This window comes from Nocardioides sp. NPDC057767 (assembly GCF_042798275.1).
Taxonomy (GTDB): domain Bacteria; phylum Actinomycetota; class Actinomycetes; order Propionibacteriales; family Nocardioidaceae; genus Nocardioides.
On record NZ_JBHVKJ010000018.1, the window covers coordinates 35026 to 61819 of the forward strand.

24 protein-coding genes are annotated in these 26794 nt (G+C 68.8%); 8 read left to right on the top strand and 16 right to left on the bottom strand.

The genetic code is table 11. The features are described 5' to 3' along the window. Position 1 precedes the first annotated feature (1 nt). Positions 2–883 carry a RimK family alpha-L-glutamate ligase gene (locus tag ACFVDI_RS11425; RefSeq protein WP_378904491.1) on the top strand — a complete coding sequence of 294 codons (882 nt, stop codon included), beginning with the start codon at positions 2–4 and terminating at the stop codon, positions 881–883. Here ACFVDI_RS11425 and ACFVDI_RS11430 read toward each other — a convergent pair. From ACFVDI_RS11430 to ACFVDI_RS11445, 4 genes are read right to left on the bottom strand one after another with little or no spacing between them, the layout of a single operon-like run. After that, on the bottom strand, positions 880–2412 hold the full coding sequence (locus ACFVDI_RS11430) for a flavin-containing monooxygenase (RefSeq protein WP_378904494.1): 1533 nt from the start codon (positions 2410–2412) through the stop codon (positions 880–882). The genes ACFVDI_RS11425 and ACFVDI_RS11430 overlap by 4 nt on opposite strands. Further along, positions 2409–3218 (bottom strand): alpha/beta fold hydrolase, encoded by an 810-nt coding sequence (locus ACFVDI_RS11435; RefSeq protein WP_378904497.1) that lies wholly within the window; start codon positions 3216–3218, stop codon positions 2409–2411. Before ACFVDI_RS11435 ends, ACFVDI_RS11430 begins: the two co-directional genes overlap by 4 nt. A 1-nt stretch (position 3219) precedes the next feature. After that, positions 3220–4197: a diiron oxygenase gene (locus tag ACFVDI_RS11440; RefSeq protein WP_378904500.1), complete on the bottom strand. Its 978-nt coding sequence runs from the start codon at positions 4195–4197 to the stop codon at positions 3220–3222. Between the two features lie 32 nt (positions 4198–4229). Further along, positions 4230–5387, bottom strand: a complete 1158-nt coding sequence (locus ACFVDI_RS11445) for an acyl-CoA dehydrogenase family protein (RefSeq protein ID WP_378904503.1) — start codon at positions 5385–5387, stop codon at positions 4230–4232. A gap of 103 nt (positions 5388–5490) precedes the next feature. Here ACFVDI_RS11445 and ACFVDI_RS11450 point away from each other — a divergent pair, with 103 nt between their 5' ends. The 3 genes from ACFVDI_RS11450 (at position 5491) to ACFVDI_RS11460 (ending at position 9922) form a co-directional block, all read left to right on the top strand. After that, positions 5491–6168: a TetR/AcrR family transcriptional regulator gene (locus ACFVDI_RS11450; protein WP_378904506.1), complete on the top strand. Its 678-nt coding sequence runs from the start codon at positions 5491–5493 to the stop codon at positions 6166–6168. A gap of 74 nt (positions 6169–6242) precedes the next feature. Next, on the top strand, positions 6243–6680 hold the full coding sequence (locus ACFVDI_RS11455) for an iron chaperone (protein WP_378904509.1): 438 nt from the start codon (positions 6243–6245) through the stop codon (positions 6678–6680). Positions 6681–6895: 215 nt separating this feature from the next. Beyond that, positions 6896–9922 carry a family 16 glycoside hydrolase gene (locus ACFVDI_RS11460; protein WP_378904512.1) on the top strand — a complete coding sequence of 1009 codons (3027 nt, stop codon included), beginning with the start codon at positions 6896–6898 and terminating at the stop codon, positions 9920–9922. Between the two features lie 39 nt (positions 9923–9961). Here the strand turns inward: ACFVDI_RS11460 and ACFVDI_RS11465 are convergent, their stop codons facing one another. Together ACFVDI_RS11465 and dnaB are read right to left on the bottom strand one after the other, a co-directional pair. Then, positions 9962–10426 (bottom strand): DUF3592 domain-containing protein, encoded by a 465-nt coding sequence (locus tag ACFVDI_RS11465; protein WP_378904515.1) that lies wholly within the window; start codon positions 10424–10426, stop codon positions 9962–9964. A gap of 45 nt (positions 10427–10471) precedes the next feature. After that, positions 10472–11902: a replicative DNA helicase gene (gene dnaB, locus ACFVDI_RS11470; RefSeq protein WP_008355432.1), complete on the bottom strand. Its 1431-nt coding sequence runs from the start codon at positions 11900–11902 to the stop codon at positions 10472–10474. 471 nt (positions 11903–12373) lie between these two features. Between dnaB and ACFVDI_RS11475 the strand changes: the two genes are divergently transcribed. Further along, entirely contained in the window at positions 12374–13729 is a 1356-nt protein-coding gene (locus tag ACFVDI_RS11475) for an MATE family efflux transporter (RefSeq protein WP_378904519.1), read from the top strand. 25 nt (positions 13730–13754) lie between these two features. Here ACFVDI_RS11475 and ACFVDI_RS11480 read toward each other — a convergent pair whose 3' ends face one another. Next, a complete protein-coding gene (locus ACFVDI_RS11480; protein ID WP_378904522.1) occupies positions 13755–14426 on the bottom strand; it encodes a hypothetical protein in 672 nt (223 codons plus the stop codon). A gap of 115 nt (positions 14427–14541) precedes the next feature. Further along, positions 14542–14868 carry a helix-turn-helix domain-containing protein gene (locus tag ACFVDI_RS11485; protein WP_378904525.1) on the bottom strand — a complete coding sequence of 109 codons (327 nt, stop codon included), beginning with the start codon at positions 14866–14868 and terminating at the stop codon, positions 14542–14544. Positions 14869–15016: 148 nt separating this feature from the next. Between ACFVDI_RS11485 and ACFVDI_RS11490 the strand changes: the two genes are divergently transcribed. After that, on the top strand, positions 15017–15592 hold the full coding sequence (locus ACFVDI_RS11490) for a DinB family protein (RefSeq protein ID WP_378904528.1): 576 nt from the start codon (positions 15017–15019) through the stop codon (positions 15590–15592). Positions 15593–15653: 61 nt separating this feature from the next. Here ACFVDI_RS11490 and rplI read toward each other — a convergent pair whose 3' ends face one another. From rplI to ACFVDI_RS11525, 7 genes are all read right to left on the bottom strand, one after another. After that, positions 15654–16106 carry a 50S ribosomal protein L9 gene (gene rplI, locus ACFVDI_RS11495; protein WP_378904531.1) on the bottom strand — a complete coding sequence of 151 codons (453 nt, stop codon included), beginning with the start codon at positions 16104–16106 and terminating at the stop codon, positions 15654–15656. 11 nt (positions 16107–16117) lie between these two features. Next, entirely contained in the window at positions 16118–16354 is a 237-nt protein-coding gene (rpsR, locus tag ACFVDI_RS11500) for a 30S ribosomal protein S18 (RefSeq protein WP_008355445.1), read from the bottom strand. Between the two features lie 97 nt (positions 16355–16451). Then, complete coding sequence (locus ACFVDI_RS11505) at positions 16452–17039, bottom strand: single-stranded DNA-binding protein (RefSeq protein ID WP_328528137.1); 588 nt, start codon at positions 17037–17039, stop codon at positions 16452–16454. Positions 17040–17143: 104 nt separating this feature from the next. Further along, entirely contained in the window at positions 17144–17431 is a 288-nt protein-coding gene (rpsF, locus tag ACFVDI_RS11510; protein WP_008355448.1) for a 30S ribosomal protein S6, read from the bottom strand. A 103-nt stretch (positions 17432–17534) separates the two neighbouring features. Continuing rightward, positions 17535–20711, bottom strand: coding sequence for a heavy metal translocating P-type ATPase (locus tag ACFVDI_RS11515; protein ID WP_378904535.1), 3177 nt, complete (start codon positions 20709–20711; stop codon positions 17535–17537). A 5-nt stretch (positions 20712–20716) separates the two neighbouring features. Then, complete coding sequence (locus ACFVDI_RS11520; protein WP_008355452.1) at positions 20717–20920, bottom strand: heavy-metal-associated domain-containing protein; 204 nt, start codon at positions 20918–20920, stop codon at positions 20717–20719. A gap of 33 nt (positions 20921–20953) precedes the next feature. Further along, positions 20954–21274 (bottom strand): metal-sensitive transcriptional regulator, encoded by a 321-nt coding sequence (locus ACFVDI_RS11525; protein WP_045550265.1) that lies wholly within the window; start codon positions 21272–21274, stop codon positions 20954–20956. 74 nt (positions 21275–21348) lie between these two features. Here ACFVDI_RS11525 and ACFVDI_RS11530 point away from each other — a divergent pair, with 74 nt between their 5' ends. Beyond that, entirely contained in the window at positions 21349–22143 is a 795-nt protein-coding gene (locus ACFVDI_RS11530) for a deoxyribonuclease IV (protein ID WP_328528134.1), read from the top strand. 203 nt (positions 22144–22346) lie between these two features. Continuing rightward, positions 22347–24404 carry an acyltransferase family protein gene (locus ACFVDI_RS11535; protein WP_378904541.1) on the top strand — a complete coding sequence of 686 codons (2058 nt, stop codon included), beginning with the start codon at positions 22347–22349 and terminating at the stop codon, positions 24402–24404. Between the two features lie 345 nt (positions 24405–24749). Here ACFVDI_RS11535 and ACFVDI_RS11540 read toward each other — a convergent pair whose 3' ends face one another. Beyond that, the gene (locus ACFVDI_RS11540) at positions 24750–26591 is read right to left on the bottom strand and encodes a CHAT domain-containing protein (RefSeq protein ID WP_378904544.1); all 1842 of its coding nucleotides are present in this window, start codon (positions 26589–26591) and stop codon (positions 24750–24752) included. Positions 26592–26794: the final 203 nt, after the last annotated feature.

Consider the following 26794-nt stretch of genomic DNA (forward strand, 5'->3'; position numbering starts at 1 on the left):
CATGGTGAACGAGATCGACCGGTTGGCATGGGTGACGGCGCGCGAGGCACGCGGGCGTGACGACGACGAGCCGCTCGCCCTGGCTGCGCTGGCCCGCACCGGGGTCGCGGTCGATGTGGTCGACTGGGACGACCGGACCGTCGACTGGGCGGCGTACGACCGGGTCGTGCTCAGGTCGGCCTGGGACTACCCGCAGCGGCTGGCCGAGTTCCTGTCCTGGCTCGACGAGGTCTCTCAGGTCACCGAGCTGGTCAATCCACCTCGGCTCGTGCGGTGGAGCCTGGACAAGCGGTATCTCGCCGAGCTCGAGGCCGCCGGGGTGCCGATCACACCGACCGTCTTCGTCGCCCCCGGCGATCGGGCGGTCTTCCCGGACGGCGACTTCGTGGTCAAGCCCGCGGTCGGGGCCGGGAGCAGGGACGCGGCCTCCTACGGAACCGAGGACCATGCGGCCGCGGCGGCTCACGTCGCCCGCCTCCACGCGGCCGGCCAGGTCGTGCTGGTCCAGCCGTTCCTGAAGTCGGTGCCCATCGACGGCGAGTGGCCGCTGGTCTTCTTCGACGGCCGCTTCAGCCACGCCGCCAGCAAGCGGGTCGACCTGCCGCGGGCGGGCGCGGTCGACGACCTCTTCGCGGTGGAGACCAACGCGGCACACACCGCCGCCCAGGACCAGATCGAGGTCGCGGAGGCCGCCGTGGACCTGGTCACCAGCCGGTTCGGGACACCGACGTACGCCCGGATCGACCTGGTCCGGGACAACGACGGCCGCTACTGCGTCCTCGAGGTCGAGCTGGTCGAGCCCTCGCTCTTCCTGCCCCAGGCCGACCCGACCGCGGCCAACAGGCTTGCCGCGGTCCTCACGTCACCGCACGACGGGCGCTAGGCAGGCACCCGTTCGGAGACCTGCTCGGCGACCTGCTCAGCGACCTGCTCAGCGACCGGCGCGGTCCTCGTCGTGAACCGGAGGTTCGGGTCCTCGACGGAGCGGAGCCGCAGCTCGCGGGTGTCGTAGAGGTAGTCCTGCCGGATCTGCCACGGGGCCCGCTTGCCCTGGCGGGGCATCACCGCGTCGCCCCGCTGGATGTAACCCGACCGCATCGAGGCACCCATCACGGAGACCTCGTCACGATCATCGTCCGCCGCCTCGGCCACCACCTGGCCGTAGCCGTTGCGGGCCATGTGCTTGAGCAGGCGGCACAGGTACGCACCGGCGAGATCGGCCTTCAGCGTCCAGGACGCGTTGGTGTAGCCCATCACGATCATCGCGTTGGGCATGCCCTCGACCAGCGTGCCCTTGTAGAGCATCCGGTCGCGGGTGTCGACCGGCTCGCCGTCGACCTCGACCCGCATGCCGCCGAGCAGCTGGATCGTGAGCCCGGTGGCGGTGACGACGATGTCGGCCGGGATCTCCTCACCGGACGCCAGCCGGATGCCGGTCTCGGTGAAGGTGTCGATCGTGTCGGTGACGATCGAGGCCTCCCCGCGCCGCAGGACGGAGAACAGGTCGCCGTTCGGGACCACGCACAGCCGCTCGTCCCAGGGGTTGTAGCTCGGCTCGAAGTGCTTCATGTCCACCTCGCTGCCGACCTGGGCGCGGATCGCGGCCAGGATCGCCTTCCGGGCGGCCTGGGGAGCGGTGCGACAGAAGCGGTACATGCCCTGCTGCAGCAGGATGTTGCGTACGCGGCCGGTGCCGTAGACCGCCGCGCTCGGCACCTTGAGCAGGTTGAACGCGGCGGAGACCGGGTCATCGGCCGGGACCGGCATGACGTACGTCGGCGAGCGCTGCAGCATCGTGACGTGCTCGGCCTTCTCGGCCATGTTCGGGACCAGGGTGATCGCGGTGGCGCCGCTGCCGATGACGACCACGCGCTTGCCGGTGTGGTCGAGGTCCTCGGGCCAGTGCTGCGGGTGGACGAGCTCGCCCTGGAACCGTTCCTCACCAGGGAAAACGGGTCGATGGCCCTGGTCGTAGTCGTAGTAGCCGGTCGCGCCGACGAGGAAGTGACTCGTCCACTCCTCCGTCTCCCCGGTGCTCTCGTCGAGCGCCGTGGTGGTCCACAGGCCACGCTCGCTCGACCAGGAGGCGGAGACGACCTTGCGGCCGAAGTGGGTGTGCCGGGTGACGCCGTACTCGTCCGCCGTCTCCTCGATGTAGCGCTTGATGCTCGGGCCGTCGGCCAGCACCTTGGTGCCGTGCCACGGCCGGAACCCGTAGCCGAAGGTGAACATGTCGGAGTCCGAGCGGATCCCGGGGTAGCGGAACAGGTCCCAGGTGCCGCCCATCGCGGTGCGGCGCTCGAGGATGGCGTACGTCCGCCCGGTCCGTTCCCGGGTCAGCTGGCTCGCGACGCCCACGCCGGAGAGACCGGCTCCGACGATGAGCACGTCGACGTGTCGCTGGGTGGTCATGCGGTCCTCCGAAGGTGGTCCGTGCTCGTGCCCTGGGTGGTCGCCAGGATCGTGTCGGCGATCAGGTCGGGGTCGTCCGCCATCGGCACGTGCCCGCAGCCGGGCAGCTCGACGTGGCGGGCTCCGGGCAGGCGCACCCGCGCCTGGCCGGCCTGGTAGGGACGCAGGACCCGGTCCTTGCTGCCCCACGCGATCGTGATCGGCACATCCGCCGGCACGGCGCCGTCGAAGAGGTAGCCGCCGCGGATGATGTCGCGGAGCGCCTGCTTGGAGTCCAGCATGTTGCACAGGTCGGCGTAGGCGACCTCCGGCGGGATCGCGGTCGGCCGGGCGGTCAGCCAGCTGAGACCGAGCGTCCGACCCCAGGGCTGACGCATCAGCCACGGCGCGACCGGTCTCAGCACCCCTGAGGTCGCGATGACCGAGGCGAACAGCGCCCGCACGTAGGCGAACTCGACGTCGTTGCGCCAGAAGCCGGCCGGGGAGATCGCGGTGACGCTACGCGCCAGCCCGTGCTTGCTCATCTCCAGCGAGATCAGCGCACCCAGGCTGTTGCCCACCACGTGCGGGCGCTCCAGGCCGGCCGCCGCCATGAACTCCTCCAGCGGCTCGATCAACGCCTGCCGCGGCGATCGACCGTCGGTCACATGGGCCGGGGACTCACCGTGCCCTGGCAGGTCCACCAGGAACACCTCGTGGTGCTCGGCGAGCCGGTCGACGACCGGGTGCCAGGCCTGACGGCGATGACCGATGCCATGGATCAGCAGCACCGGCTCGCCCGAGCCGCTGCTCTCGTACGCCAGCACGTCAGACCGCCGCGTTGGAGGGTTCCGCGCGGAAGCGCGCCGCCCGTCCGTCGATGCCGAGGGCCCGCCACACCAGCTTGGCCGGTCCCTTGCGGATGCCCAGGTTGTCGGCCAGGAGGCGTACGTCCGAGAAGAGGTCGCGCAGGAGCTTCTCGGAATCCTCGGACTTCCACCAGATCTCCTTGGCGACGTCCTTCGGGATGCCCATGTCCTCGCGCGCCTGCTTGCTCGGCACCATGATCACGTCGCACAGCAGTCGCATGACGACCGGGAAGAGGTAGGTCAGCGCGCGCCGCTTGAGCGGGTTCATCTGCGCCCAGTGGTGCTCGAGGTACTGGTGCGCGAAGCCGATGTGGCGCGCCTCCTCGGCGATGTGGATCTGCATGACGCGGTCGATCAGCGGGTGGCTGCCGCCGGCCCGCATGATGCTCTTCTGCAGGTGGTCGATCGGCTCCTCGCCGCCGAGGATGCCGACGAAGAAGATCTCCGGGAACCAGGTCCCGGCCGAGGTCACCAGCGGAGCCAGCCAGGCGAACCACCCCGGTGCACCGGCGACGCCGTCGACACCCGAGTTCTCCACGAACCGGTTGACCGACTCCTGGAACATCTGGATGTGATGGGTCTCCTCGGTGACCTCGTGCATCGCGTAGCGGAACTCGGGATTGCCGTCCTTCGCCAGGATCAGGTGGTGCATCACCCCGGCGATGAGCACCTGCTCGAACTGGCGCCCGACCTTCGCGATCTGCGCGTAGCGGTAGACGCCGACCTGGATCTGCCGCTCCTTCGAGAGCGACTTGTACCACTCGTGGCGGCCGATCTCGTCGGCGTCGGTGAGGATGAAGCGCTCGTCGTTCGGGTCGAGGTGGAACTCGGGGTCGTCCCAGGCGATGTCCTTGAACGCCTGGAAGTGCTGGTCCACCGACGCCTCCGAGAGCGTCCGCAGCGTGTCGTAGTAGGACTGCTTCGTCGTCGTGTTCATGACGACCTCCTTCGTGGTTCTCATCGGAGTTCTCATCGGGTGGGGACCGGAAGGGATCGGCTGATGATCTCCTTCATGATCTCGGTGGTGCCGGCGTAGATGCGCTGGACGCGGAGGTCCGTGAAGGCGCGGGCGATCGGGTACTCCTCCATGAACCCGTAGCCGCCGAAGAGCTGGACGCACTTGTCGACGACGAGGCCGGCCCGCTCGGAGCTCCAGTACTTGGCCATCGCGGCTGTCGGGATGTCGAGCTCGCCCTTGACGTGCAGCTCGACGCACTCGTCGATGAACGAGCGCGCGACCCGGGCCTCGGTCGCGATCTCGGCCATCTCGAACTTGGTGTTCTGGAAGCCGAAGACCGGCCGGCCGAAAGCGGTGCGCTCGTTGACGTACCGAAGGGTCTCCTCGAAGCAGAACTCCATCGCCGCGACGCTGCCGACCGCCACGATGAGCCGCTCCTGCGGCAGCTGCATCATCAGCTGGACGAAGCCGTCGCCCTCCTTGTCGCCGAGCAGGTTCGACGCGGGAATGCGTACGTCGTCGAAGAAGAGCTCGCAGGTGTCCTGCCCCTTCATGCCGATCTTGTCGAGCACGCGGCCGCGCCGGAAGCCCTCGGTGTCGGTCGGGACGATGACCAGGGAGATCCCGGCAGCGGCCTCCTCGGGGTTGGTCTTGACCGCGACCAGCACCATGTCGGCCAGGAAGCCGTTGGTGATGAACGTCTTGGCGCCGTTGACGACGTACTCGTCGCCGTCCTTGATCGCCTTGGTGCGGATGCCCTGCAGGTCGGAGCCGGTGCCGGGCTCGGTCATCGCGATCGCCGAGACCACCTCGCCGGAGGCGAGCTTCGGCAGCCACTCGTTCTTCTGGTCCTCCGTGCCGTACGCCAGCAGGTAGTGGGCCACGATCCCGCTGTGCAGCGAGGCACCGAAGGACGTGTCGCCGACCCGGGCCTGCTCCTCGATCAGCACGGCCTCGTGGGCGAAGGTGCCGCCGCCACCGCCGTACGCCTCGGGGATCGAGAGGCACAGCAGACCCAGCTCACCCGCCTTGCGCCACAGATCGCGGTCGACGTGCTTGTCGGCGATGTAGGTGTCGATGTTGGGCTTGACCTCCTTCTCGAAGAAGGTCCGGGCAAGGTCGCGAAGGTCGTCGAGGTCCTGGTCCATCCAGGGCGAGCGGCGGGACATGCGTGGCCTTTCGGTGGTGGGTACATGCTGTATCAAGGATATGGTGTCCCACTTATCCGCTGGATACAAGGTGTAGCCGGTGACGTCTCGCTAGGCTGACCGCGTGGTTGACGTGGTGAAGTGGGTGGATTCCACGGTCCGGCGCCGCTCCGCGAAGGAGGCGCTCGACAACGACGCGCGCCGCGCCCAGGTGGTCGAGGCGGCCGTCGAGGCGATCGAGGAACGCGGGCCCGGGGTCGGCATGGCCCAGGTCGCCGAGCGCGCAGGCCTCCCCCGCCCGAACGTCTACCGGCACTTCGCCAGCAAGGAGCAGCTCGACGCCGAGGTCGTCAGGTTCGCGTCGACAGAGCTGATCCGCCGCGTACGCCCTCATCTCGCCCGCGCCGGGACGCCGCGTGAGGTCGTCGGCGGCATCATCGAGTCCTGCGTCGCCTGGGCCGACGAGCACCCCAACCTCTACCGGTTCGTCGCCGCACAGCACCAGACCAGGGCCCTGCACCGTGCCCGGATGGGACGCAACCGCTTCCTCGACGAGCTCATCGACGCCATGAGCTCCTACCTTCGCGCCTCCGACATCAGCGACACGCCCTCGGACGGCATCCTCGCCGGCCTGATGGGCATGGTCGACGCCAGCATCATCTGGTGGCTCGACCACCACGACGAGACCCGGGACCAGCTCATCGGCCGACTCACCCGGCAGGTGGTCGTGGTGCTCATCGACATGCTCGACGACCTCGGGCTCGAGGTCCGCGAGGACATGGTCTACACGCCCCTCGACTGATCAGGAACGAAGAAGCGCACGCGCCTTTTCCTTTCTAGGCTCATCTCAACAGACCAGCCAGGAAGGAAAGATCGATGGCCAACAGCACATTCACCGAGGAAGAGAAGGCCGCCATGAAGGAGGCGGCCGCCGAGCGGAGGTCCGCCGCCAAGCGTGGCAGCGGCAGCAAGAAGGCCGAGGCCGACCTCGCCGACTGCCTCGCGAAGATCGAGGCGATGGACGACAACGATCGCGCCATCGGCGAGACGCTCCACCGGGTCGTCACCACGCACGCCCCCGACCTGGCACCGAAGACCTGGTACGGCATGCCCGCCTACGCGAACGCCGACGGCAAGGTCGTGGTCTTCTACAAGTGCGCCGGGAAGTTCAAGATGCGCTACGCCGAGGTCGGCTTCCAGGAGTGGGCGAACCTCGACGACGGCGACATCTGGCCGACCGTCTTCGCCGTGACGACCATGACCCCGGCCGTCGAGGAGAAGCTCACCGAGCTGGTGAAGCGGGCCGTCGGCTGACCGACGCTCAGCCGCGACGGAAGAACCGGAACCGACGACATGGCCGCTCGCCGCTGCGGGCCGCCTCGCGGACCTGGGCGACACGAGCCGTACGCCGGCCGCCCCACGGCCGCGCATTTCCAACTTACTTGCGAAAGTTCCAAAACTTCTTGACGAAGTCTCACGGGATCCCTACCTTCTGATGTGACTCACGCCACATCTCAAGCGGAGGCCCCATGATCCATGTCCCCCCGTCCAGGGCTGTGCTCGGCCCACTAGCCGGCCTGTCGGTCGCGGCCGCGCTGATCGGCAGCGGCCCCGCGGCCGCCGCTGAGGCGGAGCTACCTCCACAGGAGCCCGGCGTCACGCTGCGCACCTATGACATGAGCCGCCCGATCGAGCAGTTGTGCACGCTGCGCGCGGGCCAGACGCCCAACGTCGACAAGCTCACCTCCGTCATCGACTACGACTCCCCCGAGGACTTCGGCCTGGCCGAGCGGTTCATCTCGCACGCCCTGGCCAACCTGCGTATCGATGCTGCCGGGACGTACGACTTCCGGTTGATCAGCGACGACGGCTCCCGGCTGGTCATCGACGGCTCGGAGGTCATCAACCACGACGGTCTGCACGGTGAGACCGCCAAGGACGGTTCGGTCAGCCTGAGCGCGGGCTACCACGACCTGCGCGTGGAGCACTTCGAGAACGGCGGCGGCGAGGTGCTGCGCCTGCAGTGGCGTCCCCCTGGTGCCGGTGACTTCTCGCTGGTGCCGACCGACGTTCTGAGCACCGAGGCCGGGGTGGTGCGGGTGACCGCGCCGGGCACGAAGTACTGCGAGGGCCAGAACGACACCGCCGGCGACGGGATGCAGCTGGACAGCGTGCACCCGGGGTACGACCTGACCGACCTGCGGCCGGAGGGCTTCGAGCCGATGGTCTCCGCGCTGGACTGGGCACCGGACGGCCGGCTGGCCGTGGTGACCTCCGGGTCGGTGAGCCCGTCAGGCTGGGTGGAGAACCCCGAGCCGGGTGAGATCTTCTTCCTCAGCAACGCCCGGACCGCCGACGGACCCGAGGACGTCGAGGTGGAGAAGGTCGCGACCGACCTGTTCAACCCGATGGGCGTGGCCGTCATCGGCGAGTCGATCTTCGTCTCCGAGCGCGACCAGCTCACCGAGCTGACCGACCCCGACGGCGACGGCTTCTACGACAGCCAACGGAAGGTGGCGGAGTGGCCCTTCGGCGAGAACTTCCACGAGTTCGCCTTCGGCCTCCTCCACGACGAGGAGAACTTCTACGTCAACCTCTCCGTCGCCATCAACTTCGGCGGCGCGACCACCGACCCGCAGCCGGCACGCAACCGCGGCACGACGCTGAAGATCTCCCGCCAAACCGGCGAGATCACCTACATCGCGGGCGGGCTGCGTACGCCCAACGGGATGATGCGCGGACCCGACGGCGACCTGTTCGTGATGGACAACCAGGGCGCCTGGCTGCCCAGCTCCAAGCTGGTGCACGTCAAGCCCGGCAGGTTCTTCAACCACTACACCAACCCGGCCGGCCCGTTCGACGAGAAGCCGGTCACCGGCCCGGCCCTGTGGGTGCCGCAGAACGAGATCGGCAACTCCCCGAGCAGCCCGATGATGCTGGAGAAGGGCGCGTACGCCGGTCAGATGATCTTCGGCGACGTCACCTACGGCGGCCTGCAGCGCGGCTTCCTGGAGAAGGTCGAGGGCGAGTACCAGGGCGCGGTCTTCCGCTGGTCCGCCGGTCTCGAGGCGGGCGTGAACCGCACCCTGCTCGGTCCCGACGGATCGATCTACGTCGGCGGCATCGGTGAGGCCGGCAACTGGAGCGAGCCGGGCAAGCTCCGCTACGGCCTGCAGCGGATGAGCCCGGCCGACGGCTCGGCGTTCGACATGCACCAGATGCGCGCCACCAGGAACGGCTTCGAGATCCGGTACACGAAGCCGCTGTCGCAGGAGACGGTCGAGAAGATCGCCGCGGACCCGAACGCCGCGTTCCGGATGACCCACTGGCGCTACGCGCCGCGGCCGACGTACGGCGGCCCGAAGGTCGACGAGCGTCCGCTGTTCGTCTCGGGCGCGGAGGTGTCCGCCGATCGCACGTCGGTGAAGCTCAGCGTCGACGGTCTGGAGGAGGGCCGGGTCGTGCACCTGCGCTCGCCGCGGCCGTTCACCAGCGAGGGCGGGAAGGAGCTGTGGAACACCGAGGCCTGGTACACGCTCAACTCGATTCCCGGCTACGAGTCGCCGGCCGACCGGGGTTATCTCGAGGCGGAGCAGGCGACCCTGAAGGGCAGCGCCAACGTCGCGGTCGAGCACAACGGTTACTCCGGCTCCGGGTTCGTGGACGGCTTCGGCAACGTCGGCGCCTCGGTCACCTTCGACGCGAAGATCGATCGCGCCGGGACGTACCCGGTCCGGCTGCGCTACGCCAACGGCCCCGACCCCGCACCCGGCACGAAGCGCGTCTCGGTCTACCTCAACGGCACCGAGGTCGAGCCGTGGGCGCTGGAGTCCACCGGCGACTGGCAGACCTGGGGCACCGCGACACGGTCGATGAAGCTGAAGGCCGGCGTCAACCGGATCACCCTCCGCTACGACCAGGGTGACGAGGGGAACGTCAACTTCGACGCCCTCAAGGTCGGCGGCGGCGAGGACATCTGTACGCCGCAGCGACCTGCCCCGGGCTACACGTCGCTCTTCGACGGAACCCTGTCCTCCCTGGCCTCGTGGCGGATGGCCGGGCCGGGCTCGTTCGGCCGGCAGGACGACTGCTCGCTGCGTACGACCAACGGCCTGGGCCTGCTGTGGTACGCCGAGCAGGAGTTCAGCGAGTACAGCCTCAGGCTCGACTGGAAGCTGCTCCGCGACGACAACGGCGGCGTCTTCATCGGCTTCCCCAACCCGGGCAACGACCCGTGGGTCGCGGTCAACCAGGGCTACGAGGTCCAGATCGACGCCAGCGACGCCCCGGATCGCACCACCGGTGCCATCTACACCTTCCAGGGAGCCGACCCGGAGGCCGTCGCAACCGCCCTCGAGCCGGTCGGGTCGTGGAACTCGTACGACATCCGGGTCAAGGGGTCGACCGTCAAGGTGTTCCTCAACGGGACCCTGGTGAACGACTTCACCAGCACCGACCCCGCCCGCGACCTCGCCGGCTTCGTCTGCATGCAGAACCACGGCGGAGGTGAGACCGTCTACTACCGCAACGTCCAGGTGAAGGACCTCACCGACTGACGTCGGTCGACGTTCGCGCCGGCTGGGCTCCCTCTCGACTCACGAGAGAGTGTGCTCACGCCGGCGCGTACGTCGTCTGCTCACCAGGACACCGGCTCCGACTGCGAGCAGGCCGAGCGAGATGGCCGTGAGGATGACGCCCATCCCCAGCAGTGAGGATCCCGAGGCCTGGTAACCGACCACGGCGTTGTCCTCGGGGTCGTCGAGGTCGTAGGCAACGGTCGCGGTCGTGCCGACCTCCGGATGTTGCTCGCTGTCGGCAAGTGCGAACGCGGAGTGGATCCGGGCGTCCTCGGCCACGAACTCGACTTCCACTTCTCGCCGGGACGCACGATTCGCGTCGGCGAACTCCACGATCGTGCCTTCCGCCCGTACACCCTCGTCGACAAGCGTCTCGTGATGGCGGACGTCGACAGCGCCCCAGCCGAGCAGCACCGGCCCCACGATCGTGAAGGTCGCGAACACCCCGACCTGGATCACGCGAGCGACTCGAGATCCCGTCAACGCCACCCTTGCTCCTTCTCGACGTTCTCCACCGACTCGAGTGCGTCAGTGGGCCATGTCGACGAAGCGGCTGTAGTGGCCCTGGAAGGCTACGACGAGGTCGCGGGTGGGGCCGTTACGGTGCTTGGCGATGATCACGTCGGCCTCGCCGGGGCGGGTCGACTCCTTCTCGTAGACGTCGTCGCGGTGGAGGAGGACGACCATGTCGGCGTCCTGTTCCAGGCTGCCGGATTCGCGAAGGTCCGAGACGGCCGGGCGCTTGTCGGCGCGCTGCTCGGAACCACGGTTGAGCTGGGAGAGCGCGATGATCGGGACCTCGAGCTCCTTGGCCAGCAGCTTGATCTGGCGGGAGAACTCGGAGACCTCGAGCTGACGGGACTCGACCTTCTTGCCGGAGCTCATCAGCTGGAGGTAGTCGATGACGATGAGGCGGAGGTCGTGGCGCTGCTTGAGCCTTCGGGCCTTGCTGCGGATCTCCATCATCGTCATGTTGGGGCTGTCGTCGATGAACATCGGCGCACTGGAGACCTCGCCCATCTTGCGGGCCAGCTTGTTCCAGTCGTCATCGGACATGTTGCCGTTGCGGATGTGGTTGAGCGGCACCTTCGCCTCCGCGGACAGGAGGCGCATGGTGATCTCGGAGCGGCTCATCTCCAGGCTGAAGAAGACGCTGGTCAGGTTGTTGTGGATCGAGGCCGCGCGGCAGAAGTCCAAGGCGAGGGTTGATTTGCCCATAGCAGGGCGCGCCGCCACGATGATCATCTGGCCGGAGTGGAAGCCGTTGGTGAGCTCGTCGAAGTCGGCGAAGCCGGTCGGGACGCCGTAGAGGCCGGCCTCGCGGTTGGAGATCGCCTCGATCTCGTCGAGGACGCCGTCCATGATGTCGGCGAGCGGGGAGTAGTCCTCACCGGAGCGCTTGTCGGTGAGCTTGAAGACCTCGGCCTGGGCCTCGTCGACGATGTTGTCGACCTCGCCCTCGCCGGCGTAGCCGATCTGCACGATCTTGGTGCCGGCCTCGACCAGGCGGCGCAGGACCGACTTGTCGCGGACGATCTCGCCGTAGTAGGCCGCGTTGGCGGCGATCGGGACGTTGGAGGCGAGCGTGTGCAGGTAGGGCGCACCGCCGATGCGCTCCAGCTCGCCCTTGCGGCGCAGGTCGTCGGCGACGGTGACCATGTCGGCCGGCTCGCCGCGGCTGTAGAGATCGAGGATCGAGTCGTAGATCGACTCGTGGGTCGGGCGGTAGAAGTCGGTGCCGCGCAGCGTCTCGGAGACGTCGGCGATGGCATCCTTCGAGATCAGCATCGAGCCCAGGACGGCCTGCTCGGCGGCCATGTCCTGCGGTGGGGTGCGGTCGTTGACCGCGCGCGGGGCGTTGCCCGGTTCGTACGCAGCGGGGCCGTCGCCCCACTCCTCGAAGGGCGGCTCCGGGAAGTCGCCCGGACCGTCCATCGAGCCGGTCTCAGTGACGCTCATTCCCTTGCCCCTCCGTGGTCTGCGGATCGTCGCGGCGTGATCTCGGTCGGTCCGATTCCCACGCTACGGGTGAGCACCGACAGTTCTGCTCGCGCAGTCCTGGGCCGACCCTCGACGACACCTCAAGTCTCCGCGACCCTACGTCGGAGACCGCATCGGCGACAGGGGGTTATCCACAGCCCCTGGGGATAACCGGGGGATAGCGGTGGACGACACCCTGGTCAATGTGAACAGCCTGGGGAACTGGCTGTGCATAACTAGTGCAACACAATCGGCAAAGGCGCTCTGGCCTGCGCTTTCGTAGTTCACGCGCTGTGGACGAAAGAAAGTACGCAGCGCATCGGGATTTACCCCCAGGATCGTCGTTCCACCTCAGGCGTTTTGTCGACATAGCGCCGCAACGACGTTTTCCACAGGTTTTCCACCTGCCCTGAACAACGCTTCGCGCCGACGGTGTTTAACCTTGAGACCGTGACGACCCCGGCGGATGCGACGAGCTACTCGAAGACCGACCGCCGCGGCCTCGACAAGGAGATCTGGCGGCTCGCGATCCCGGCCTTCCTGGCACTCGTCGCCGAGCCGCTCTTCCTGCTGGCGGACTCCGCGATCGTCGGCCACCTCGGCACCCGCGAGCTCGCCGGCCTCGGTGTCGCCGGCGTGGTGCTCCAGACGATCGTCGGTCTCTGCGTCTTCCTCGCGTACGGCACCACAGCATCCGTCGCCCGCCGGATCGGCGCCGGCGACACCGCCGGTGCCCTCCGGCAGGGGATCGACGGGATCTGGCTCGCCGTCATCATCGGGACCGTCGTGACCGTCCCGGTGATGGTGCTGGCCGAGCCGCTCAGCCGCGCGATCGGCGCGGGCGACGCCGTGGTCGGTCCGGCCACGACCTACCTCCGGATCGCCGTCCTCGGCGTGACGCCGCTGCTGATGATGCTCGCCGCGACCGGCGTGCTCCGCGGCCTCCAGGACACCCGCACACCGCTGGTCGCGGCGGTCGTCGCCAACGTACTCAACATCGTGCTCAACGTCGCGCTCGTCTACGGGGCCGGTCTCGGGATCGCGGGTTCGGCGATCGGCTCGGTGATCGCGCAGGTGCTGGCGGCCGGCATGCTGACCTACGTCGTGGTGCGCGCCGCCCGCGGCGAGTCGGTGCCGCTGCGACCGGACGCGCCGGGGATCCGCGCCGCCGCGCGGGCCGGTGTGGCCCTCGTCGTGCGCACGCTGACGTTGCGCGTCGCGCTCCTGGTGACGACGTACGCGGTCACCCATCTCACCGTCGGTGACCAGGCCGTCGGGCTGGCGACCCACCAGATCGCCTTCACCCTGTGGACGTTCCTGGCGTTCGTGCTCGATGCGATCGCGATCGCCGCACAGGCGCTGACCGGGCGATCGCTGGGGGCGGGAGACACCCGGGAGACCCGGGCCATCACGGCCCGGATGGTGTGGTGGGGCGTCGTGATCGGGGTCGCTGTCGGCGTACTTCTGGCTGCTCTCTCGCCCTTCCTCGGCGCCCTCTTCACCGAGGACCGGGCGGTGCGCGACCTGCTGGTGCCGGTGTTGATCGTGGCGGCCGTCGCTCAACCCGTCGCGGGTGTGGTCTTCGTGCTCGACGGGGTGCTGATCGGCGCCGGCGACGGGCGCTACCTGGCCTGGGGCGGGATCTGGACCCTGGTCGCCTATGTCCCGCTGGTCGCACTGGCGGTCGCACTGGGCGGTGGGCTGGTGTGGGTGTGGATCACCTTCGCGATCGGCTTCATGGGCGCCCGCTTCGTCGTGCTGACGCTTCGCGCGCGCAGCGACCGCTGGCTGGTCACCGGCGTCTGAGCCCGGTGACCAGCCAGTCCTGGCATCAGGGGTTGCTGGTGACCTGGATCGGGTTGTTGGCCGCGTCGGTCGCGTTCACGGCATAGGTCGCCGCGAAGGAGACCTGGTCTCCGTTGGCGATGCCGGCGAGCCCGCACATGAAGCCGGACACGTTGGACAGCGTCAGGGTGGGCTCGCTGCCGCTGAGGGTGAGCGTGCCGGACGAGGCGCCGTTCGTGTAGGCGCCGGCCACCGAGCCGGACGCGTCGAACGAGCAGCCGGAGCCGCTGACCCTGGCCACGATCCCGCTGATGCTGCCGGCGGTGGAGCCGTTCGCGTCGGTGTCACCGGTGGCGTCCAGCGACCAGGTGCCCGACCCGGTGACCGTGAAGTCGATCCCGGCGGGGCCGGTGCAATCGGTGAAGGAGACGCTGGATCCGTCGAGCGCGGCGATCCCGGTGCCACTGATGGCATCGCCCGGGGTCGTGGTGCCCGAGATCGAACTGCCGCTGCAGGTGACCGTGGCACCGGCGGTGACGTCGGTGAAGGTGATGCCGCTCCCCTGTGCCCCGAAGGCAACGCTCGATCCGGCGGCCGCGGAGCCGGCACTGAGGTTGTAGCTCGAGGCGGCGAACGCTGCCGGGGAGGCGAGGCCGATCGCGGCGACGGCTGCGACCGGTACGACGGTGAATCTGGCCAGCTTGGACATGTTCGACATGACACGCTCCTCTGGTGGTGGGGTCGGCCGAGTGGTCTCGGCCGACGATCACGCTAGGAGCGGCTCGGCGCGCACGGGCTGGTCCGGACCAGGGACCCGCACTATTTCGTTCATATCAACAACATGTGTCCCGGTTACCTTTCGTCCGGCGCCGCTTCGCGTACGCCGCCTCCGCCCGCCACCGCGGCAGCGCCGACCGCAACGCCCGCATCATCGCCAGCCTCGCGGCCGGATCGTGCAGGTCCGTCCCGAGGAGCTCGCGGAGGAGACGTACTCGGTAGGCGGCCGTCGACGGCGGCAGCTGCATCCGCGCCGCCACATCGGCCGGCCGGTCGACGCCGTTGTGCAACATGACCTCGAGCGTCTCTCCGAGAATCCACCTGGAGTGCGGCTTGACCTCCTCGAGCTTTCCGAGCACGGCGCGGTTGTCATCGGTCAACATGGGGGACCTCCCGAATGGCCGCCAGCGGATCCCCGGCGATCCGCAAGAGAACAGGTTATAGATCCGCCCGGTGTTTCGATGAGGTTTCGAGACAACCGGTCCCACATACTCGGTTGCGCCGGATCCCGCTCGGCGCGAAGGTCAGCACATGCCCGCTGATCCGAAGAGCACCTTGAAGACGTACATCGACGCGCGCCGCGAGGCGCTGATCTCCAAGGTCGAGGACCTGTCGGAGCGAGAGGCCCGGATGCCGCGTACGCCGACCGGCACCAACCTGATCGGCATCATCAAGCACGTCACCGGCGTCGAGGCCGTCTACCTGGGGTCGACGTTCGATCGCCCGTATCCGCATCCCGAGGAGCTGATCTCGGACGAGGTCTTCGAGGTCGACCCGCAGGCGGACTGGTACGCCACCGAGGACGAGACGGTCGCAGGGATCATCGCTCGCTACCGCCGCGTCATCGCTCACGGGAACGAGACGATCGACGCGCTGCCGATCGACGCGATCGGGCACGTGCCGCACTGGGGCGGCGAGGAAGTCACCCTGCACCAGATGCTGGTGCACCTCTTCGCCGATCTCGCCGGCCACTGCGGCCAGGCCGACATCCTCCGCGAGGAGGTCGACGGCGCCGTCGGTTGGCGCAAGCCGGGTGACAACATCCCCTCGGAGTACGACTGGCCGGGGTACGTCGCCAAGCTGACCGATCTCGCGAACAAGTTCTGAGCCGAGGCGAAAACGAACAGGCCCGCCTCCCGGAGGAGGCGGGCCTGTGTGAATCCCTAGATCAAGCGGGGACCACGTTGAGGGCCAGCTTGGCGGACACCTCGTCGTGGAGCTTGACGGAGACCTCGTGGGAACCGAGCGACTTGATCGGGTTGCCCAGCGCGATGGTGCGCTTGTCGATCGACTCGCCGGTGGTCTCGGTGACCGCAGCGGCGATGTCGGCGGCGGTGATGGCGCCGTAGAGGCGGCCGTCCTTGCCGGCGCGGACCTTCACGTTGACCGTGCTGGCCTCGAGCTTGCCCTTGATCTCGGCGGCGTGAGCCTCGTCGCGCACGGAGCGAGCCGAGCGCGCAGCCTTGATCGACTCGACCTGCGACTCGGCCCCGCGGGTCCAGCGGATGGCGTCGCCACGCGGGATCAGGTAGTTGCGGGCGTAGCCGTCCTTGACCTCGACGACGTCACCGGCGGAACCGAGCCCGGTGACCTCCTGCTGAAGGATGATCTTGGTAGCCATGTCGATCCTCCTCAGCGACCGGTGGAGGTGTAGGGCAGCAGAGCGACCTCGCGCGCGTTCTTGACGGCGATGGCCACGTCGCGCTGGTGCTGGACGCAGTTGCCGGTCACGCGGCGGGCGCGGATCTTGCCGCGGTCGGAGATGAACTTACGGAGGAGGGTGGCGTCCTTGTAGTCGACACCGGTCGCCTTCTCCTTGCAGAACTGGCAAACCTTCTTCTTAGGCTTGCGAATCACTGCCTTGGCCATTGTGGTGCTTCCTTTCTAGAAGCCCGGCCCCGCCGCGGAGCGGCTTGTGGGTTGAGTGCCGGAATGGTTGAGGGATTCGAATATATGGATCTGTTGATCAGAAGGGAGGCTCGTCGTTGCCCACGCCCGGGGTCGCCCACGGGTCGTTGGCCGGCGCGCCGCCGCCCGCATTGGCGGGCTGCTGCGGAGCCGGCGAGGCCCACGGGTCGTTGCCGGCCGGGGCCTGCTGGCCACCACCCTGGGGGCCGCCGTAGCCGCCGCCCTGGTTGTAGCCACCGCCCTGGTTGTAACCGCCGCCGCCACCCTGGCCGCCGGACTGCCGGCTGGCCTTGGTGACCTTGGCGGTCGCGTAGCGGAGCGAGGGGCCGATCTCGTCGCACTCGAGCTCGAAGACAGTGCGCTTCTCGCCCTCACGCGTCTCGTAGGACCTCGACTTCAGGCGACCCTGAGCGACGACACGCATGCCGCGCTGCAGGGACTCGGCGACGTTCTCAGCAGCCTGGCGCCAGATCGAGCAGCGCAGGAAGAGGGTCTCCCCGTCCTCCCACGAGTTGGTCTGCCGGTTGAAGCTGCTGGGCGTCGAAGCGATCGTGAAGTTGGCAACGGCCGCACCCGACGGAGTGAAGCGAAGCTCCGGGTCGTCGGTGAGGTTGCCGATCACGGTGATGACGGTGTCGCCTGCCATGAGATCTCCCTTGAGTCTGATCTGGGTGTCGGTGTCGGTCAGGAGTTGTACCTAGAGCCCAAACATAGGGCCCAGCACCGACATTTCCGACGGTGACATCCGCGTCACTTGGACGGGCGGATGACCTTCGTACGCAGGATCTGCTCGTTGAGGCCAAGCTGGCGGTCGAGCTCCAGAACGGTCTTGGGCTCGGCGGTCAGGTTGACGACGGCGTAGATGCCCTCGGCGTTCTTGTTGACCTCGTAGGCCAGACGACGACGTCCCCAGACGTCAACGTTCTCGACGGTGCCACCATCGTTGGTGACGACCTTCAGGAACTTGTCAAGGGTCGGGGCGACGGTGCGCTCATCGAGGCTGGGCTCGAGGATCACCATTACTTCATAGGCGCGCATAGCGTTCTCCACCTCCTACGGACTCGGCGGCCATGGTCTCTCCATGGCAGGAGGGCTGATGCGATGTCCCATCTCCGTCTGTGGAGAGGGACGCGTCAGCGTATCAACCAGCGGAACCCTCGGCCGAATCCACGGCCTCGACCGTGAACGGCACCGTGATCACCTCGCCGTCGCCGAGCCGGAACTGGGCCCACAGCCGGTAGAGACCGGTTTTCGGTACGTCCAGGTGCAGCCCGAGCTCGGGGCCGAAGGTGGCCCCGGGGACCGCCAGCTCGGCGCCCTCGGCGTGACCGTGCACGAACGTCTCGCCGTCCGCGCTCATGACCACGACGTGGCCGGCCGCACCGAGATAGGGCTGTAGATCGTCGACAATCTTCCCGTTGCTGTCTTCGAACCGGAAGTGCAGGTCGCTCTGCTGGTCGGCGACCAGCGTGCCTTCGAGCGTGACGGTGAGATTGTCGACAGTCGACGATCTCGGGCTCGCCTCGAGCGGGACGGCCGGAGGCTGCGTACCGTCGATCGTGAGCTGCTGGCGGTCGAGCACGTCCGCGATGTCGGCCCGTCGGCGGAACTCGGTGTCGACCCGGTAGGTGCCTCCGGCAGGGAAGGTCACGTCGGTCTCGAGCTCGCCCGGGCGTCCGGTCGGCTCGGCGTGCAGGTGACGGAACCAGGAGAGGTCCGCACTGGTCACGATGACGTGCATCCAGGCCTGGTGGGTGCGACCGAGGTCGGTCACCGGCTCGCCGGTCCCGGCATCCGTCACCAGGAACCGGAGCCCGCCCTCGCGCCGGGTGATCGCCACGTCGATGCCCGACTCGTCGGAGGCGACGGGGGCGATGTCGACCTCGTGCATCTCCGTCATCGACGGCCGCATCGGGCTCATCCCCTGCGCCCACTCCAGGATCCCGTTCATGCCGCGCTGCGCCGGCTCGGTGCGCGACAGATAGGTCAGCGCGGCCCCGATCGAGAGCGCGACCACCGCTGTGACCAGCAGATATCCACCGTCGCGAGCCTTGGTGAGGAAGCCGCGGCCGGCGTACGCCTCGGGGGTCTCGGGACGCCGGAAACCGCGCAGCCGCAGCGCGTTGGTGACCACGCTGACCGAGCTCATCGCCATCGCGGCGCCGGCGAGGACCGGGTCGAGCAGGGCGAGGGCGGCGACGGGGATCAGGAGCACGTTGTAGGCGAAGGCCCAGAACAGGCCCTGCTTGATCGTCGCGACCGTGCGGCGGGAGAGCGCCAGCGCGGTCACCACGCCGCGGAGGTCGCCGCCGACCAGAGTGATGTCGGAGGCGGCGAGGGCGACGTCGGTGCCGGTGCCGATCGCGATCCCGACGTCGGCCTGGGCCAGCGCCGGGGCGTCGTTGATCCCGTCGCCGACCATCGCGACGACCTTGCCCTCCTCCTGGAGCTGGTGGATCCGGTCGAGCTTCTGCTCGGGCAGAAGGCCACCGGCGGCATGGCGTACGCCGACCTCGTCGGCCACCTTCGCCACCGTCGAGGCCGCGTCGCCGCTGAGGATGTGCACCTCGACGCCCGACTCCTCGAGCAGGCGCACCGTCTCCCTGGCCTCGTCGCGGACCTGGTCCGCGACGCGGATCGACCCGGCGTACGCCCCGTCGACCGCGACCAGCACCGAGCCGTTGTCGGCGGCCTCGATGCCTTCCTCGGCCAGCATCGCCGAGTTGCCGACGACGACCCGGCGCCCGTCGACGAGGGCGCTGATGCCGCGTCCGGGGTGGGCCTCGAACGCAGAGACCTGCGCGTCGGCGGTGTCTCCCGACGCTTCTGCCCGGGCTCGGAGCGCCGTGGCCAGCGGGTGGTCGCTGCCGGTCTCGGCGGCCGCGGCGATGCGGACGAGCGCGTCCGGCGTCCAGTCGGCAGTCGTGGTGATGTCGGAGACCTGAGGCTTGCCGTGGGTGATCGTGCCGGTCTTGTCGAAGACGATGGCGGTCACGGAGCGGGCACGCTCCAGGGTCTCGCCAGAGCCGACCAGTACGCCGAGCTCGGCGGCGCGGCCGGCGCCGACCATGACGGCGGCCGGGGTGGCCAGGCCGAGGGCACAGGGACAGGCGATGATGAGGACCGCGATGGCCGCGGTGACGGCGCTGGTGAGCCGGTCGGCGTCGGGGCCGAGGACCAGCCAGCCGACGAAGGTCAGCGCGGCCACGACCAGGACGGCGGGCACGAACACCTCGGAGACCCGGTCGGCCAGGCGCTGCAGCTTGGTGCCGGAGCCCTGCGCCGACTCGACCATCGCGATGATCTGCGCGAGCGTGGTCTCGGCGCCGACCGCGGTCGCCTCGATCTCGAACGAGCCGGTCTGGTTGATCGTCGCGCCGATGACGATGTCGCCCTCGACCTTCCGCACCGGGTCGCTCTCGCCGGTGAGCATGGACTCGTCCACGTAGGACGCGCCGGCGACGACGCGGCCGTCGACCGGGATCTTCTCCCCGGCGCGCACGCGGATCCGGTCGTTGACCTTCAGGCTCGCGACCGGGACGGTGACGTCACGACCGTTGCGGACGACCGTGGCCGTCTCCGGCATCAGGCCGACGAGGGCCTTGACCGCATCGGCCGTACGTGACTTGGCCCGGGCCTCCAGCCAGCGGCCCATCAGCACCAGGGCGATGATGACCAGGGCGGTCTCGAAGTAGAGGTGGAGCGGCAGGCCCCACGCCTCGGCCTGCCCCATCCACAGGGTCACGAAGGCGCTGTAGGCGAAGGCGATGCCGGTGCCGAGCGTGACCAGGGTGTTCATGTCGACGGAGCCGTGGCGCAGGCCACGCACTGCCGCGACGTAGATGTCCCGGCCCGCCCACCACTGGGTGATCGCGGCGACCACGAGCACGATCGACATGACCGGCTCCATGGCGTCGACGGGGAGCGGGACGTACATCAGGGCCATCAGGCCGAGCCCCACCGCCAGGGCCGTGATCCACCGCCGCTTGAGCTGGACGAGCTCTTTCTCGCGGCGGACGTCCCGACCGGCCTCGGACGACGCGGTCTCGTCCTCCTGAGGCTCCTGCGGATTGTCGACAGTCGACGATCGCAGGACTGCCTGATAGCCCGCCTTCTCGATGGCGGCGCTGATCTCGGCGAGGTCGGTGCGGGTGGGATCGAAGTGCACCAGGGCGGTCTCGGTGGCGAGGTTGACGTTGGCGTCCTCGACGCCCTCGACACGGCTGATGGCCTTGGTGACACGGCGCACGCAGCTCGCGCAGGTCATGCCCTCGATCTCGAGCTGCTGCTCCGTGGGGGTGGCGGCGGTGGGGCTCATCGTGATCAGGCCAGCGAGTAGCCGGCCTCTTCGACGGCCGCGCGGATGGCGTCGTCAGAGATCGGCTCGGCGGCGGTGACGGTGACGTTGCCGGAGGCCAGGTCGACGTCGACGTTGCTCACGCCGGCGATCTCGGTGACCTCCTCGGTGACGGAGGCGACGCAGTGGCCACAGGTCATGCCGACGACGGTGAAGTTCTGGGTGCTCATGAGAATCTCTCTAGGTTGTTGGATTGTTGACAATCAGGATCGGACGAGGCGAGCGATGGCAGCGGAGGCCTCGGCGAGCTTCTCGTCGGCCTCGGCACCACCGTTCTGGACCGCGCCGGCCACGCAGTGACCGAGGTGCTCGTCGAGCAGCCCGAGAGCGACCGCCTGGAGGGCCTTGGTGGACGCGGAGACCTGGGTGAGGATGTCGATGCAGTAGGCCTCGTCCTCGACCATCCGCTGCAGCCCGCGCACCTGACCTTCGATGCGCTTGAGGCGCTTGAGATAGGCCTCTTTGTTCTTGTTGTGGAGGTATCCGTGATCCGCGTGGCCTTCGTGCCCGGTGTGCTCGTCCATGGCGACTACCATACCCCCGTAAGGTATGAAGTCAACCCCGCGGAGTTGTCGGTGGCGCGTCCTAGACTGGGCCCATGGCTGTTGCGATCGGTGCCCACGTAGACCAGACCGACCCCGTCGCCGAGGCGACCGCGCGTGGCGCAAGCCTGGTGCAGTTCTTCCTCGGCGACCCGCAGTCCTACAAGGGCCCGGTCGTGACGTACGCCGAGGGTGCGGCAGCGCTCAAGGCCCGCGCGGAGGAAGCCGGCGTCGATCTCTACGTCCACGCGCCCTACATCATCAACGTCGCGACGACGAACAACCGGATCCGGATCCCGAGCCGCAAGCTCCTCCAGCAGCACATGGACACCGCGGCCGAGGTCGGCGCCAAGGGCCTGATCGTCCACGGCGGTCACGTCAACAAGGACGACGACCCGGCGAAGGGCTTCGACAACTGGCGCAAGGCGATCGAGGCGACCGACATCAAGGTCCCGCTCCTGATCGAGAACACGGCCGGCGGCGACAACGCGATGGCGCGCTACCTCGACCGGATCGCCGGCGTCTGGGAGGCGATCTCCACCGCCGAGGGTGCGGAGGACGTCGGCTTCTGCCTCGACACCTGCCACGCCCATGCCGGCGGCAACCCGCTCGAGACGGTCGTCGAGGACGTCCGCAAGATCACCGGCCGCATCGACCTGGTCCACTGCAACGACTCCCGCGACGAGTTCGACTCCGGCGCCGACCGCCACGCCAACTTCGGCGCCGGCCGCATCGACCCCGACCTTCTGGCAGGCGTGGTCCGCGACGCCGGCGCCCCGGTCATCTGCGAGACCCCGGGCGGCGCTGCCGAGCACACCAGCGACTTCGCCTGGCTCCGCGAGCGACTCTGACCGATTCTCACCGAATCCTCACTTCTGTCAGCCGAGTCATGAGTTCTGGCGGACGAAACGGCACATTCGTCCGCCACAACCGAAGATTCGTTCGCCACAACCGCGGTCTCGCTCGCCAAAGGTGAAGATTCGGCTGAGAATCAGACCACCCAGCGGGACCGTCAGCTATGACCCATCAGGGCCATTGACATAGGCTTTTTTGAATGAGTTCGAACTGGCGCGCCGATGTTCAAGGTCTCCGTGCCGTCGCTGTCGGTCTGGTGATCGCAGGACACGCGGGACTCTCCGGGTTCGAGGGTGGGTTCGTCGGAGTCGACGTTTTCTTCGTCCTCTCCGGGTTCCTGATCACCACCCTGCTGCTGCGGGAGACGGACCGCAGCGGCACAGTGAGCATCAGCCAGTTCTACGCCCGCCGCGCCCGCCGCATCCTGCCGGCGGCGACTGCGACGATGCTGGTCGTACTCACCTACAGCGCCATCGTCCTGCCCCAGACGCGCACCGACCAGATCGCCGGCGACGCCGGCTGGGCGGCGGTCTTCCTGGCCAACGTGCACTTCGCCAGCGAGGCCGTCGACTACTTCAACAACGCCGCGCCCTCGCCGTTCCAGCACTACTGGTCGCTCTCGGTCGAGGAGCAGTTCTACGTCGTCTGGCCGCTGCTGGTGCTGGCTGTCGCCCTCTGGATCCCGAAGCACCACCGCCGTCGCGCGATCACCGCACTCGCCTCGCTCGTGGCGGTGGTCAGCCTCGCCTGGTCGCTGCACGCGACCGCCGCCGACCCGACCACGGCCTACTTCTCCACCCCCGCCCGGGCGTTCGAGCTCGCCGCCGGGGCCCTGCTCGCGTGCGTCGCGGGTCGTCTGCAGGTCGCGACCAGCGCGACCCGAGCCGGCCGCATCGCCGCGGCGGCGCTCGGCATCGTCGGCGTCGGCACCCTCGTCTACGCCACCGCCAACTTCAGCGAGGCGACCCACTTCCCGGGCTGGCACGCCCTGGTCCCGGTGCTGGCGACGGTCGCGCTCCTGATCGCCGGCCCCGCCACCCCGACCGGCTGGCTGCTCTCCCAGCAGCCGCTGCGCTACCTGGGCGACATCTCGTTCAGCCTCTACCTGTGGCACTGGCCGATCCTGATCCTCGCCCCCGAGGCCATCCCCGGCGGCGGCATCCGCCAGCTGCTGATCATGCTGGCGCTCATCCTCGCAGCCTCCGCGGCCAGCTACCACTGGATCGAGATGCCCTTCCAGCGCCACCGCATCCCCCACCTCACCAAGGGCCGGCGCGCGCTCGCCCTCTGGCCCGCCGCCGCTGCCCTCGCCCTGGTCGCCGGCACGAGCTCCCAGGCCTACGCCGGCTACCAGGTCAATGTCGCCAAGGCCAACGCGGAGGAGTGGTTCCAGGAGAACCCCGACGTCCTCGAGACCGACGACAAGCCGGTGACCGGCGTGCTGAAGACGACGATCGAGGCCGCCGAGGATGGTGCGCCGCTGCCGCCCGAGGCCAAGTTCGACGCCAGCGACTCGTGGGCCGAGCGCGGCGGCTACTGCTACGCGGGCTACGGCGAGACCGAGCTCGACGGCGACTGCGTCTACGGCGACGGCAAGGCCGAGCGCACCGTGGCCGTCGTCGGCGACTCCCACATCGGGATGTGGCTCCCGGCGCTCGACACCCTCGCCGAGCGTCAGCACGTGAAGCTGATCCCGTTCGTGAAGCTCGGCTGCGCTGCGTACGGGGTCAAGCAGAAGTCCTCGAAGATGACCGTCGAGGAGTGCGAGGACTTCCGCAAGTGGACCAACGAGCAGATCGCCGAGCTCAACCCCGAGACGATCGTCGTCGGCGCCCGCGGCATGCTCGACATGGAGGAGCGCGACGGCGTCTCGACCGAGGAGCAGTGGCGAGAGGGCGTACGCGACGGCGTCAGCACTTTCGAGAAGATCACCCCGGACGTACGGGTCTTCGCCGACGTCCCCTCCGTCGACAGCGACCCCGGCGAGTGCCTCTCCGACGCCCGCAACCTCCTCGAGGACTGCGTCGTGAAGGCCGACGGCACCGAGGTCGACTCCAACGAGGTGACCCAGGAGGCGCTCGAGGGCACCGAGGCCGCGTACGTCGACATCGTCGACCTCGTCTGCACCGAGCGCTGCCCGCTCGTCGTCGGCGACGTCGTCACCTACTACGACGACTCGCACATCACCGCGACCTGGGTCGACCGGGTCACCCCCGCGCTCGGAAAGCGCCTCGGCCGCCTGGACCGTTCCGCGTAGAACACATCTCAGTTCTGTCGAGGCGGAACCTTGCCGTGGCGGAGCCGGCGCGGAAGAATCGAAGGTTGCCGGGCGGGGCAGTCAGTCCCCTCACCGCCCCGCCCGGCCCACGTCCCTGGCCGCCCCGGGCGCCGGTGGTCGAGCTTGTCGAGGCCTCCAAGCCGGAGGCGGGTTGGGCATCCCCCTAGTGCCCAACCCGCGCTGCGGCCCCGAAACCGCCTGCCTCCCCCAAGGCGGCGGCGCCAGCGTCCGAACCGAATTCCCCCGAATCTCGGTCCGGACAGCCCCAAGGAGTACGCGGCAGGCCGCCTGATACACCGATTTGGGAATCTTTTTCTCGACGGATCAGGAGAAGCAGACGAACGGGGCCGGCGGAGCGTCCGTGGTCGCGGCGGGAAGAGACTCGGCGAGGGCCTCGGCCGGGGCCAGGCCCTTCGCGAGTGCGCCGTGAAGACGGCTGAACACCTCGTACGCAGCCTCGTCCGCCACCACGGCGGGCGAGGCGATGACGGCGCGGGCGCCGGCGTGGAGCCAGGCGCCGACAAGTCCGATCAGCTCCTCGCCCCAGCGGATGGTCGATCGTCCGACCTCGCAGGCGGAGAGGAGCACGACGTCGGGGACGGCGGAGAGGCCGTCGATGTCGTAGCCGTACCAGGTGCCGTCGGCGAGCTCGAGGCCGGAGAAGAGTGGGTTGTCGGCGGAGTGGTGGCCGTGGGCGGCCAGGTGGAGTACGTCGACCTCGGCCGCCAGCGCTGACACGGCTGCCGCCGTGGCGTCGCTACCGGTGAGCATGTGCGCAGCGGACCATGCGGTGGCACTCTTGGCCACCTCGTCGGCGGCTCGCATGACTCGGGGCCCGGCGACGAATCCGGCCGAGGCGGTGCGCAGCGGGGTGTCGGAGCGGCTCAGCCAGGCGGTGGCGCTCTGGGCGACCGTCACGGGTCGGCCGGTGAAGCCGGACAGCAGTGTCCAGGGCACCGCGGCCAGCACGGCAGAGGGAGTCAGGACGACCGGCCGGTCGCCGATCCGCTCAAGGATCGGAGTGACGAGCAAATCGGAGAGCTGCTGGAGCCGGGCGGTCAGGTCACCACGTACGGCAACGCCCAGTGGCCCCGGGAGATCCGTCGCGGCGACATCGAGATCCGGCAGCAGGCCACCCAGGAGCGATCCCAGCGCGGCCTGATCACCGAGGTCGATGCGGGTGGCGGCATCGTCGGTCGCGACGACGGCGACCAGGCGACCGGCAGCGACAACGTAGGCGACGAGCGCATGCCCACGGATGCGTTCATGCAGCTCATGAAGGGAGATCGGGTCCGAGACCTGGCCGGACCCCTTCACCCGCCAGGCGCGCTGGCGGATCTGCTCACGCAGCTCGGCCTCGCGTTCCGGGGTCACCTCGCCGCGGAGCTCGGCCAGGTCGGCGGCGAGCTGCGGATCGGACGGCGGCCGCACCGGCTGTACCCGGGAGGCCAGCATCCGCGAACGCTCCGACCACTCGAAGAGCACGTCGGTCTCGCCCGACTCGACGGCCAGCTCCAGGCCACGCCTGGCCAGCGTTCGGCCGTGTCCGGAGACATTGGTCTGCAGGTCCAGGCTGCCGAACGAGCTCTGCCACAGATGGAAGTCATCCAGGCCGGCACGCAGCTCACGGAGCCCGGAGGCGGTCCGACCGGCGGCCACGGCCAGCTCGGCTCGGAGCTCGCGCTCCAGCAGGCGGATGTCGATCGGGGCCTCGGACGGAACCGGGCCGATGACCCTGCCGCTTGCCGGTCTCATCGGCAGGCCGGCGTTCTCCGCCGAGCGAATGCGTGCCAGGCGAGCCTGCAAACGCACCCGGAGCGCAGGCCAGCTCAGCCCTTGCTCCTCGAGCGGGGCCGCCAGCGCCTCGCCGTCCTCGCTCGGATCATGGCCTGCCGTCACCGCCGCTTCGAACGCCACCGCCCGTGCCCGCAGCGCCAGCCCTGTCGCCCGTGCGTCCTCGAACCAGCCCAGCGCCGAGCGCGCCACCCGCTCCGCCTCGACAGGATCGGTCGCAAGCAGGTGCGACGCCAGCGCCAGCTCAGCCTCCCCCTGCCGCTGGCGCTGCTTCTTGGATCCATACGCCTCAGCCGCCTGCCGAAGCATCTCCCCGCCCTGCCGCGTCAGACCCGCCGCCATCAGCACCTCAGCCCGGTCCGCGTCACACACCGCCTTAACCAGAGGTCCAGCGGCTGCTTGGAGGTCGTACGACGACTCCATCAGGGCCAGTGCGCCGACCAGATCGCCGGACAGGAAGAGGGCGTAAGCGCGGTTGTGATCAGCTTGTGCGGCCGCTAGATCGTTCCCTATTGCCAGATAGCTGCCTGCAGCGTTCCGGAAATCCTCAACCGCCGCCTCGAGATCGAGGCGGT